The organism is Alteromonas lipotrueiana (genome assembly GCF_019249245.1).
In the GTDB taxonomy this organism is placed as follows: Bacteria; Pseudomonadota; Gammaproteobacteria; order Enterobacterales; family Alteromonadaceae; genus Alteromonas; species Alteromonas lipotrueiana.
The window spans coordinates 77447-90111 of record NZ_JAESDK010000015.1; the positions used below are offsets into that span (position 1 = coordinate 77447).

Genomic DNA, 12665 nt, shown 5'->3' on the forward strand with positions numbered 1-12665 from the left:
AACATGCACATCACTCATCCTCTTGCCCGCACCTATCTTAAGCCAACGCGCGAGTCGGTTGTCTTTGCCTGCAAGGGAGTTTTGTCGATGGCGTTGGCATTGTACATCGCCTTGTATTTTAATCTTGATAAGCCGTACTGGGCAGTCGTGTCTGCAGTCTTTTTGCAAATTCGACCCGAAGGCGGCATGGTGGTTGAAAAAACAGTAAGCCAAATATCGGGTACCCTGATTGGGGGGCTCTATGGCATATTTGTTCTGAACTACTTACATACGGTCCCGGTGCCCGCTATGGTTGCGCTGGCTGCCTGGCTAGGCATTAATTCCGGCCTTTCTGCCATGGTTCGGCGGGTTAATTTTATCTACTTTTTTGCCATGGCTTGCGTGACGCCCTGTATTATTGTGTTACTGACCATGGTAACGCCAGAGTCGGTTTCTAGTCAGACCGTTTTTGGTATTGCTCAGGCACGGGTTACCGAAATAATTGTCGGATCTTTGTGTGCCATGGCTGTCAGTATGCTGGTATGGCCTCGACGGATTCATACCGCGTTAAAATCTCAGGCTCGTACCGCTATTAATCAGACCATGGACTATCTGGTATTAGAGCTGGACCCTAAAGGCTCGCATGAAGCCCGGCACCAACGCATTGATACCATTCTGGAGTCCTTGGCCGAGCTAAATGACGATGCCAGTGCCGTGACCTATGAAGGTCCGTTTGGGCCAGGACGTTCACGCGCGGCGACCGTAATTGGTAATAAAATTCTATCGCTGGTGGCGGTGATTCAAATTTTCGGGCGACTTCAGCGTAACCATACTTCCGTAGTTACACCCAAACTCTCAAAACTGTTAGATTCTTTACGCAGCGATTTACAACACATTGCATTGTCACACAGCTCTGAACGCTGTTACGAACTGGCTCAAAAGCAGCGCCGAAGCCTGCTCAAAAACGCACGCCAAACCGACACCCTTACTCCCCTGGAAGCAAGGCTTATTCAGACGGCGCAGCACATGGTGGCAGAATTAGTACTGGTACTGCGTGCTTATAATGCATTAACCAATAACAAGCATTCCTTATTGAAAGCCCCTCAGCACAGACCCTACCGCGACCCGTTGATTGGGCTGGCAACCGGGTTTCGAACCTTCCTGGTATTTAGTATTGGCGCGTTTTTATGGTTACATACGGGCTCACCCGCCGCCGTTATGCTAATGATACTGCCCGTTATTTATTCAATTATGTTCGCTAGACTATCGGCCGCAGCGGTGAAAAGTGCGTTAAAAAAGATGCTGGTGGGCGTAGTCATTTCAATTCCTCTGGCGATATTTTACGCCCTGAATTTGCTGGCGCAAAGTTCCGGTGATTTTGCTGTGTTGGTGCTGGTATTGGCCGGCCCTTATTTTTTAGGGCTAATGGCTATCGCTGATAAAGCAACGTTGGCATACGGTATGGGGCTTTGTATCCCGTTCACCATACTGGTCCAGCCCTCCAACGACATGCGATTACCATTTTCAATAGACTATACCTTAAGCAGTGCAATGGCTATTTTGTTGGGTGTAACCATGCTGTACTGGATATTCCGGATTATCACCGGGCCGGGCATAGCATTGATGCAGACCCGGTTACTGGCCGCCACCCGCCGAGATTTAAAGCGCCTGGTGGGGAAAAAGTCGCCGGAGCACTGGTTTAACGCACGAATGGGCGATCGGTTATTGCGTTTGGCTAACCTAGATAAAGAAGCTATTAATAATGCGCGGGTGATTACCGACTTTGGACTTACCGGGCTAAATTTGGGTCATACGTCTATTAGGTTCAGACCCTATGTACAAAGCCTGACCTCTATTGATATGTCGGCAGAATTAAAAGAGTGGCAATATGCGCTCGCCGATGCCTTTATTGATGCAGCCAAAGGTAGAGATACCCGTCGTTTTGAAACCGCCTGTGATAAGGTGATTTTCACGTTGAAGCAAAATCAGCTTTCAGCGAACAACCTGAAAATGATTGAAGGGGTATTTGAGCGGTTAACGCTTACTTTTCAACGAACTGCACAAATGATGCGCGATAAAAAACTGACATCAAAATAATCGTTTTACGATTTAAGTATGGTAAAACTTGGTGGTTTTGTCGGTAAAAAATAATAAACAACTAAGCAGTGCTCTATGAACATATTTAAATGGAAGTTTTCTTACCCGATAACAGTGTTAATTGTACTGTTGTTGGTGACCGATGCCGGTTTTATTTTTCTACATATCATTAACAAGCTCGGGTTCATCAGTAGCGGTTATTTCAGACTGACCCAGGATATGGGGTATGCAGAGGTATTTCAATATATCAAAGAGTTCTGGATAGCCTGTCTGTTAGGCATCATTGCCCTGCGTCACAAAGCAGCAAGTTATGTAATTTGGTCTCTGATATTTTTGTATTTGCTCGCAGATGACTCTTTAAGTGTGCATGAAACTGGTGGCGGATTACTGGTTGAGGCGTTAAATATACAGCCCGCGCTTAACCTGAGAGCGCAAGACTTTGGCGAGTTACTGGTAACCGCTATCGCCGGTGGCATTTTGTTTTCGATGCTGTTTGTGGCGTATTATTTTGCTACTGCCCCAACCCGACACGTTACACATCAACTATTGTTGTTTGTCGCCGGCCTGGCATTTTTTGGCGTTTTTGTGGATATGGTGCATAGCGCATTGCCATTTGGAAACTTCTTTTTCGGTCTGATTGAAGATGCCGGTGAAATGCTGATAATGAGTGTTATTGTGGGATATTGCTTTGCCCTAATTCACGATCACAAGCCGCAAACCACTCCTCATTGAGTTTGAATTTTACGCAAAAGGTAGCCGGATAATACAAAAACTTCTACCAGTCTGATATGTCCTGTTATTCACGTAATGGTTGTAACTAGCATACTTTAAGCGGCAATAAGGGCTCTGAATTTAATCGTTTCGGAGCCTTGCTATATATTGACGATAAAAAATATCCTGAACACACAGGGCTAAATTAATGCCATTGTTACTGGTAACATGTTATCAGTAACAATTTTGGTGAGGGTATATTGGCGCATTTTATAGGCTTGCGCAAAGGGTTGAGTCTGAAGTTCTCTTTTTAAACAGAGCCGCCTGACTCAATATTGAAGTCTAGCTCAACCGTAAGCTCGTTAACTGTTTCATTGTGAAGACGCGCTAAAAGCAGTTGCGCACTTTTTTTACCCACTTGTTGAGCGAAGGTAGAGACACTGGTAAGAGCCGGGGCCAAAACCTGACCTATATCGAGATGATGATATCCAATAACCCGCAAATCATCAGGTATTTCTAAACCATACTCCTGGGCACACAAAAAAGCGCCGGCAGCTATATTGTCGTGTGTACAAAAAAGCCCATCTATTGTTTCAAACTGAGCCAGAGCGTCGTTTAGCATATCGCGGCCTGCAGAAAAGGGCGTATCTGATGTTGACTCTATTATCATCTCGGGCAGGCCAGCCTGCTTAATAGCCCGGCGATACCCATTTACGCATCTCTGCGTTAATGCCTCAGTGGTGTGAGCTAAACAAACAATATCAGTACAGCCAGCGTTAACAAGCTGATACACCGCCTCAAAAGCAGCGAGCTCATGATTAATGCCCACTGCAATATCAAGAGGCGCGTCAGGTAAGGACAGGCACTCTACCACCGGAACCCCCGAGGCCTTCAAAAGTTGCCGGGTTCGTGCTGTATGGGCGCTTCGGGTGAGCATTATTGCATCAACCTCATACGACAATAGCGAAGTAACCTGGGCCTCTTCGGCCGACTCATCGTCAATACAATACTTAATTAAAATCTCGTACCCATTAGCGCGCAGCTCAGGTTCAATTCCTTTAATAAGGCGCCCTGAGACTTCATCGGGCATGTTAACCATAACCATACCGATGGTTTTATTACCTGTTTTGGAGAGTGCCGAAGGAAGGCGGCTTTTTATATAACCGAGTGATTCTATTGATGCCGCAATTTTAATTCTGGTTTTCTGTGAGACTGTCTCGGGCTCGCGAAGGTAGCGTGACACGGTCATTTTTGTGACACCCACCGCATCTGCGATGTCTTTTAATGTTACGCGAGGTTTGACTTTTTGCATGATAGTTAAACAGGTTTAAATTAACAAAGTGCAATTAATGTTACACGTAACAGCATATAATAACAATGGCTTACAGTGTGTTTGTGTTTGGATTTTTGCTTAAGTAGGTTCATCGATTATGTGGTTAGTTAGCGATGTTACAAATAACAATGTTGACTTAAAATGTTACAGCTAATGGGGCCTGAAGCTAAACGACAGGCACATTGCCTGACCACGAGCGGTAGTTACAGTACCGCTTTTTAAGCCTTTAAATTAAGGTCATAGCACATTTACTTTGTAAGCAGTAAGGTTACACTTTAGTTATCATCGGTTTTGTTGTGCTAAACGGTAATGTCTGTTTCTGAATCTACGCGCCCCCCGTATTGTCGGCTATCTTCCTATTATTTTTTCAGCTGTGCCATTTACGGCGCTATGTTGCCTTACTGGGTTTTATGGATGCGTGATAAAGGTTATAACGCCCTTGAAATTGGTGGAGTAACGTCTGCCCAAATACTAATGACAGTGGCCGGAACATATTTTTTTGGTTTTTTAAGTGACAAAACGGGTAAGCCACTACAGTTGGTACGTGGCGGTATAATCATCGCGCTTACACTGTTTACCGCTATATTCTGGGTTTCAGACAATTACCTGGGTGTCATAATGGTACTGGCAGGAAGCAGCTTTTTTTGGCAAGGCATAAATGCACAATTTGAAGTGATCACCCTGCGCCATTTAGGCCGATTCCAGGATAACTACAGCTTAGTGCGATTAGTAGGTTCAGTAGGATTTGTTTTAAGCGTATGGGCAACCGGTCATTTGCTTGAAATTATCGATATTGATTATCTACCCATTATGCTTTTGGCACTTATGATAATGCTGCTGGTATCGGCCTGGGTCAACTACGGTGGTCATATTGAAACCGACCAGACCCGCACTCAGTCTATTATGGGGCAACTGGCAACACCCGAAGTATTACTTACCGTGGCTATTTTCTTTTTATCTAATCTGAGTCATGGTGGCTACTACGGTTTTTTTAGTTTGTTTCTTGAGGATCGAGGATACTCGCAAGGTCAAATTGGCAATCTGTGGTCTGTAGCTGTGGTCTTCGAGCTTGCTATGTTCGCTGTGATGCCGTGGATACTGCGTCACGTAAGTTATATTCGTATTCTAATAGTCAGCTTAGTGTTAACGGTGGTGCGCTGGACAGTTATGGCAACAGAACCACAAACATGGTGGGCGCTGGCATTTATACAACTACTGCATGGTTTTTCGTTCAGCTGGGTGCACAGCGTGGGCATATTGATTTTCAAGCAATTGTTTTGCGGAGCTTTAGAGGGTAGAGGGCAAGCACTACTGGCAGGCGGTTGCGCCGCAGCCGGACAGGCGATAGGTATTGCCTGTGCTGGTTACCTGTGGGCCTGGGGAGCAAGCCTTACCTTTGCTATTAGTGCGGGGGCCGCCGCACTGGCTTTGTTTCTGGCATTGTTTCTCAATGCCTCGAAGCTTCGCGTTACTTCAGGTAAGTCTGAATAATTTCAGCAAAGCGGCATGTTAAGCAGACTTCAGATGTAACAAATTATGAGCTGCTATTGAATTAAAACAGAATAAAGCCACATCTATATAATCATTTTAAGGGCGAGTCGATTTTGATTCATCAATGGTTTACCCCCGCACAACACAAGCACTGGGCTGACTGGTTTTTAAAGGAGCGTCACCGCTTTACCATTACCGGGTTAAGCCGAAGCGGAAAGTCGATGCTGTTTACCAGCCTGATGACAATGCTTAAGTTTCGAAGCGAAGGCAAATACGACTGTTTGCCGTTGCTTGAGCATTTGCCTATGGAGTTGGTTGAACACATATGGGTTGAGCCTTTAGACGGGTTTAAAATGTTTCCGGTAGAAGCCCACGTAGAGGCCCTTCATCAGGGGCAGTGGCCAAGTCCTACCGAAGATGTCTACGGGTTTAAACTGGTGGTTCGGCTTCAGCAAACCGGCAAGGTGAAAAAATATCTATTACCTTACACCGATATCATGTTCGAATTTATCGACTATCCCGGTGAATGGCTAACCGACCTGCCTTTGCTTAATCGTACTTTCAATCAGTGGTCAGACTCTTCCTGGGCGCAACAAATGAACCGGCCTCAGCGCGACTACGCGCATGAGTGGCATGAAACGGTGGAAAGCTTTGATTTTGACACGGCGCCTGATGAACAGCGTGTCACAACCCTGGTAGGTAGCTATCGGCGCTACCTACAACATGCGAAAAAACATGGTATAACCTTATTACAGCCCGGTAGTTTTTTGTTAGGCGATAATAGCTACGACTGGCAAAGCAAAGGCTTTACGCCGTTGCCGTCATGTATCAGTAGCGATATTACCAACCCCTGGACCAAGCTGTTTACCGAGCACTTTACGCATTTTCAAACCAGTTGGCTGAAGCCTTTGCGTCAGCAAACATTTCGACAGGCCGACAAACAAATCATTCTCATTGATTTGTTCGAAGGGCTTAATCACAGTAAACATCATTTGTATCAGCTAAAAGAAACACTGAGTCATCTGGCTGAAACCTTTAGATACGGCGAGGACTCGTGGGTAGCACGCCATGTTTTGCGCCAAACCACCATCAGCAAAGTGGCCTTTGTTGCTGGCAAGGCTGATTTGATTCCACCAGGGCATCGTGATGCATTACTGAGTTTATTAAAACAGGTGACCGCCGGAGCAGTTGCTCGCTTTGATGATAACACAGTGCAGTTTGAACATTTTTTGGTAAGCGCAATTCAGGCTACCGACCCGGGCAGCAATGCCAACAGTTTGCGCTATTTAACTGCCGACAAGCGCTACTTAGAAGCTGAGTTTGAGCCGCTACCCGAAACCCTGGCTCAAATGTCGGCAGAAGAGCATTTTCCGGTATTACCCGCCCGGGTACCCGACGACTACTTACCCCGAATACTTAATGGTCGGGGTTTAGACAGGCTATTTCAGTTTTTATTAGGTAAAGAGTCATGAATGAATCGACACAAGGTTATCGTGCCCGTGTTCAGCAACGTGAAATTACCGATGCACCGGTAAAGCAGGCAATGCCAGAAAAGGTTGATACTACCGTTTGGGAAGCGCCCACTGCGGCCAGAATATCATTATTTACCGTCACGTTACTGTTAGGCCTGTTCACTTTTGTTGCCTTTTCTGTGGTGCAGTCGGCCAGTTATTTGTTAGCACGCTTTGAGCAGGCACCAACAAGTACTATTGTGCTGGCGGTGTTATTAAGTGCATTTACGCTGTGCTTGCTTTGGCTTTGCGTGCGTGAATGGCGAGGATTTCGCGCGGTTAACCAGCATTTGTCCGCACACCTGAATTTACCGGTGCTGGCCGAGAAAAAGCCCCAAACAATACAAAAGACATTACGCCAGTATGCAGGTACTTTTTCAAAGCATAGTTTTGCGGCCTATCAATATCGTCAGTTTCAGCACACCGTTACAGATGACATGACCAGCGCAGAACTGGTACGTTTGTACGAGCGCATGGTGATGATACCCGTTAATGAAAAAGCACAGGCTGTGGTGAAAAGAGAGTCTTTAACCAGTGGTAGTCTGGTGTTTGTCAGCCCTAATCATTTAATTCAGACCTTTGCCATTGTTTGGATAAGCTTACGAACCATACGCCGAGTGGCTCAGGTGTATGGATTACGGCCTGCGACCGCCGGTAACTGGAAGTTACTGACTATTGTGGCGCAAAATCTGGCTGCGCAAAGTATTTTTGATTTAACGACTGATGAAATTGCCAATCAGATTAGCGGCTCGCTAACAGCCCGGTTTGTTGAAAACTCAGCCGAAGCGGTTGCCGCTGGCGCGCTAAATGTGCGCCTGGGTAAAGCCCTGATACGACTGCTGAACTAAAGCGTCTTTTTGGTTGGCATAACCACATTGGCAAAAATCAGCCCGCCGACCAAAGACATAAAAATCAAAAAAACTTCCTGACCAATATGCTGCGCCTGAACAAAGTTTTTGCCTGAAATAAAGGTGTTCAGGCCAATATAGGTTTTTGACCCCGGCACCAGAACAATAAGTCCGTGCATACTGACAATGGTGGCTGGCTGATTGGCCAGGCGGGTCGACAGATTGGCAAATACGCCCAGTGCAAAGGCCCCGGCAAAGGTAGCCATAGACTGTTCCATAAACAGCGAGGTACCTACAGTGGTGCCATACGAGACAAACGCAGCTGCAATAGCCCAGAGCATGTGTTTAGGCCGGGTTCGGAAAATGGCCAGCAGGGCGATACTCAGTAGTAAAACCGCTAACCAGGTTGCCCAGTAGGGTAACGAGGCTGAAGGTTCATACTGGTTTTCTCCAAGTAAGAAAAAGCCCAGCGAAATGCCCAAAAATGCCCCAAAATACAGTTTAAATAGTTGCATTAAAGCATCCATGACCCGGGCAGTGCCCGACACCATGTTGCGGGAAGACAGCTCGGCCAGCCCCATGGTAATGGCTAAACCCGGTACTAAAATAATAAGCGAAGAAAGCACAATAAGGGGAATGTTAATACCCGGGTCAAAATAGCGACTGATGACACAAGCCAATAAACCAGAAGTAAATGCAGTGGCGGGCTCTAGCATAAGATTGACACGTTTACTGCGTCCCGCCCATAACGTCCACAGGTAAACCACCAGGCCCAACAACCCGGTCCAGACAACTTCGTTGAAACTGGCGCCCATCAACATTCCAAAAGCCCCGGTTGCTAAACCAAAAGCGGCAAGAGTTATGTGCTTAGAGTAGGGGCTTTGCATGACATCAATGGCATCAAGCTGGCGATCGGCTTCGCCCAGCGTTAACTGTCCATCCAACAGCTTTATTGCCAGCTCGTCGGTCAGCGAAAGCGCGTTGAGATCAAGGTCACCTGGCAGCAATCTGGCCGTAGAGTTGTATTCTTCTTCGTGACGATCGCTCCATAATACAAAGGTAAGCGACGTGGGCGTTGAAACAAACGCTGAACGAACCCCAAGGTAAGTGGCGACTTCAGTTAAATAGGCTTCCAGTCGAAATGCCGGCGTTCCATAGCGGTGCAGCATTTTTCCCAGTTTAACTATAAATTTGCGGATTAAAATAAATTCGCGAGCGTCCACAGCCTATCAACCTATGTTTGGCCCCATTATCAGGGTGATTAAAAAACAAACGGAGTGTAGGACTAAACAACACTATCTGCAAAGCACTTTTTCAGACCAGCCAGATAAGAAAAACTAATCTGTTAATCAAGCGTTAACCACTATGATAAATAGTGTCGTAAAGTCTCTTTTTATTGGTGCTTTTCAGGAAGCTGATGGGCGGCTCTTTTTTCGGCCTTATTTAGCATGAGCGGAGCAATAATACCGTGGACGATGATCGACAGTAAGATGGTGAACATAACGGCAGACCACAACGCGGTAGTATCACCAAATTCTCCATGATTTTCACCATACGTCAGGTAATACAAAGAGCCTACCCCGCGAACCCCTAAAAATGCCATCGTGAGTTTTCCAAAAAAGGGCAGCTTGCATCCCGCCATGCCGATTAATCCGGCAATAGGTCGAATTGCAAATACCACCACTATGCCAAGGATTGCCCCAGGCCAGGTTAACGCATCCAGAATACCGTTTGCCAAATACGCGCCCAGGATAAGTAAAAATATAACCAACATGACCCGTTCAATTTGTTCCATAAAATGATGCGAAAAGGCGTGATAATCGTCATTAGGCTGTGCTTGCTTTGCAATAACCGCCGAAACAAATACCGCCAAAAAGCCATAGCCATGGATAATTTCAGCCAGTGCGTAGGCACAAAACAACGCCCCTAATGCCACAACGCCTTCACTGGTATAAGACATAGGGTGTTTGTCAGACAACGACGGCGCTTTTATCTTGGCCAGATAGGTAAATACATACCAGCCCCCTAGCTTACCAATAGCCAGACCTGCGGCTACCCCGGCAAAAACCCGCCATAGCAAGTCTTCAAGGGCCCATTGCATGGTCCACTCGCCCAGCGTACTTACCCCGATAGCGGCAATAGCCAGATGCACAAAAGGAAAAGCCAGACCATCGTTTGCGCCTGCTTCAACGGTCAGATTAAAGCGTATATCGTGACGCTCCTCGGTTTCACCGGGAGGACCCACCTGTACGGTACTGGCTAAAACCGGGTCGGTCGGGCTTAGCACTGCACCTAAAAGCAGTGCCGAGGCTACGGTTAAGCCCATAACGTACCAACCAAACAAAGCGATCAAAGCAATGGTTAAAGGCATAGTAATAAGCAGCAGCGGCCATACCTGGTTCCAGCAGCGCCACGACAACGGGCGGTCAATAGAAATGCCGGCGGCGCTTAATGAGGCAATAACTAAAAATTCGGTAAGGTATTCGGCGCCCTTGGCATGGGCTTCGTTATTAGCTAAATCAATAGCAGGCAGATTTATCGGAAGACTAAAAACACCCCAGCCCACAAAAATAAAGATTAACGGAAATGGAATCAGCGTATCAGCCAGGCGGCGTTGTACGGCTACCGCGGCCACCAAGCTTATACCGATGAGCAGGTATAGATAAATTCTGCTTTCTGCCATATACCTTGCCTCAACTGGTTATTAATTTATTTTCACAATTGTTACCGTGTCTATGTTTACCTGTTGTGCGAACTTATAGTTTACCTTTATTAAAGTTTTTTAGGCCTTTGCTTAGCTTCGAAAACCCTGTAACCAGTCGCTCCATACCGGAGCAATACCCTTAGCAACAAGCGCCTGCGCCACCTCATCTGGCGAACGGGTATCATTGGTATCAAACTGAGCCAGCGCTTTAGTGGTATTGCTGTACCCCCCGGGTTGGGTTGAGGAGCCCGCCGACATACTGGTAATTCCGAAAGCCGATGCGTGATCGCGAAACGCCTGAGACTCGCGAGTCGACAAAGACAGTTCAACATAGGGGTGTAATAAACGATGAGCACAAATTAGCTGCACTAATTGTCGCGAACTAATGAACTGACCTGACGTTGTCGAGTTTTCGCTGCCCTCGCACGGTCGTAACCTTGGAAATCCGATAACATAACGAGAGCGCCAATAGTGCTGTTGTAACAGCTGCACATGCAGCGCTGTCATCACGCTGTCGGTACGCCAGTCGTTTAAACCCAGTAAAGCGGCTACGCCTATTTTGTCCATTTTTGCCTGACCCAGTCGGTCAGGGGTTTGCAAGCGCCAGTCAAAATCTTGTTTGTTGCCGCGCAAGTGATAGCGGGCGTAGGCTCTGCGCTGGTAAGTTTCCTGATAGACCAGCACCGCATTGACACCCGCCTGGTGTAATGTTTCATAGTCGCAGGTTGATAGCGGCTGAACCTCCATCATCACGTAGTCAAACTGGGTTTTAAGATAGGTAACCACTTCGCAAAAGTAATGCATACCCACCTTTGTTTCGTGCTCGCCGGTAACCAGTAATAACTGGTTAAATCCCATGGCTTTGATAGCAGCGGCTTCCTGCTTAATTTGATCAAGTGTTAATGTTGTGCGCTTAATACGATTACTCATCGAAAAACCGCAGTAGGTGCATTCATTGGCACACAGATTAGATAAATACAGCGGTACAAACAGTCCCATGGTATAGCCGAATCGTTGCCGGGTAAGCTGGTCTGCTAAAGCGCTCATTTGAGCTACATAAGGTTCGGCAGCCGGCGATACCAGCGCCATAAAGTCCTCAAGTGTACGTTTGGGTCGCATTAAAGCCTGCTCTACATCTTTGGCAGTTTTGCTGTAAAGCTGCATTGAAAGAGCATCCCAGTCTTGCGCATTAAGTTTATCTGCCACTGGGGTCATAATTGCTCCAGAAAGGTGTCTGCAGGGCTGGTAGGCAGGGCGTTAAAATGTATGCGACCCAGCCCGCTTTCATAGGCTATGCGACCTGTTTCCACCGCCTGTGCAAAGGCGCCTGCCATTGCACATGGATTGCTGGCACTGGCGATGGCCGAATTTATTAATACTGCATCCGCCCCCATTTCCATAATGGCCGTTGCTTCACTGGGTTTACCGATACCTGCATCTACCACCACAGGTATGTGCGCCTGTTCAATAATAATCTGCAAAAACTCGCGGGTAAGCAGACCTCGATTAGACCCTATGGGCGCGGCAAGGGGCATAACCGCCGCGCAGCCTGCTTCTTCTAATCGCTTACATAACACGGGATCGGCATGACAATAAGGCAATACTACAAATCCTTCAGCTACAAGTTGAGTCGCGGCTTTGAGTGTTTCGATAGGGTCGGGCAATAAATAGCGTGTATCTGGATGAATCTCTAGCTTTACCCAGGGGGTACCAAGCAGTTCCTGGCTAAGGTGGGCAGCATATACCGCTTCTTCGGCGGTTTTAGCGCCTGAGGTATTGGGCAAAAGCTGTACATCAAGGGCACGCAACGCTTCTACAGTATTGTCTTTTATCTTTTTTAGTTCGTCATGATGCTCGACGCGTTTCATGGCCAGGGTCACCATTTGACTACGGCTGGCACCAATGGCCTGCTGCATAATATGAGTATTTGCAAACTTACCGGTGCCGGTAAACAGGCGCGACGAAAATTGGGTTTCGGCAATGTTAAGCAC

10 protein-coding genes are annotated in these 12665 nt (G+C 46.9%); 5 read left to right on the forward strand and 5 right to left on the reverse strand.

Going from position 1 to position 12665, the window contains the following annotated elements; translation table 11 throughout:
- The first annotated feature begins 3 nt into the window (after positions 1-3).
- Positions 4-2076, forward strand: coding sequence for an FUSC family protein (locus tag JK130_RS11180; protein ID WP_218354410.1), 2073 nt, complete (start codon positions 4-6; stop codon positions 2074-2076).
- A 75-nt stretch (positions 2077-2151) separates the two neighbouring features.
- On the forward strand, positions 2152-2808 hold the full coding sequence (locus JK130_RS11185) for a hypothetical protein (RefSeq protein WP_218354411.1): 657 nt from the start codon (positions 2152-2154) through the stop codon (positions 2806-2808).
- A 289-nt stretch (positions 2809-3097) separates the two neighbouring features.
- On the opposite strand, the gene JK130_RS11190 is transcribed toward JK130_RS11185, so the two are convergent.
- Positions 3098-4099, reverse strand: a complete 1002-nt coding sequence (locus tag JK130_RS11190; RefSeq protein WP_218354412.1) for a LacI family DNA-binding transcriptional regulator — start codon at positions 4097-4099, stop codon at positions 3098-3100.
- 330 nt (positions 4100-4429) lie between these two features.
- Between JK130_RS11190 and JK130_RS11195 the strand changes: the two genes are divergently transcribed.
- The 3 genes from JK130_RS11195 to JK130_RS11205 all read left to right on the forward strand — a co-directional run bounded on the left by JK130_RS11195 (position 4430) and on the right by JK130_RS11205 (position 7970).
- The gene (locus JK130_RS11195) at positions 4430-5611 is read left to right on the forward strand and encodes an MFS transporter (RefSeq protein ID WP_218354413.1); all 1182 of its coding nucleotides are present in this window, start codon (positions 4430-4432) and stop codon (positions 5609-5611) included.
- A gap of 113 nt (positions 5612-5724) precedes the next feature.
- Positions 5725-7083, forward strand: a complete 1359-nt coding sequence (locus JK130_RS11200; RefSeq protein ID WP_218354414.1) for a YcjX family protein — start codon at positions 5725-5727, stop codon at positions 7081-7083.
- Positions 7080-7970 (forward strand): DUF697 domain-containing protein, encoded by an 891-nt coding sequence (locus JK130_RS11205; protein WP_218354415.1) that lies wholly within the window; start codon positions 7080-7082, stop codon positions 7968-7970. Before JK130_RS11200 ends, JK130_RS11205 begins: the two co-directional genes overlap by 4 nt.
- On the opposite strand, the gene JK130_RS11210 is transcribed toward JK130_RS11205, so the two are convergent.
- The 4 genes from JK130_RS11210 to JK130_RS11225 all read right to left on the reverse strand — a co-directional run bounded on the left by JK130_RS11210 (position 7967) and on the right by JK130_RS11225 (position 12665).
- On the reverse strand, positions 7967-9193 hold the full coding sequence (locus JK130_RS11210) for a threonine/serine exporter family protein (RefSeq protein WP_218354416.1): 1227 nt from the start codon (positions 9191-9193) through the stop codon (positions 7967-7969). The genes JK130_RS11205 and JK130_RS11210 overlap by 4 nt on opposite strands.
- A 170-nt stretch (positions 9194-9363) precedes the next feature.
- Positions 9364-10653, reverse strand: a complete 1290-nt coding sequence (locus JK130_RS11215; protein ID WP_218354417.1) for a cation:proton antiporter — start codon at positions 10651-10653, stop codon at positions 9364-9366.
- 111 nt (positions 10654-10764) lie between these two features.
- Positions 10765-11889 (reverse strand): 2-iminoacetate synthase ThiH, encoded by a 1125-nt coding sequence (thiH, locus tag JK130_RS11220; protein ID WP_218354418.1) that lies wholly within the window; start codon positions 11887-11889, stop codon positions 10765-10767.
- On the reverse strand, positions 11886-12665 hold the full coding sequence (locus JK130_RS11225) for a thiazole synthase (protein ID WP_218354419.1): 780 nt from the start codon (positions 12663-12665) through the stop codon (positions 11886-11888). Before JK130_RS11225 ends, thiH begins: the two co-directional genes overlap by 4 nt.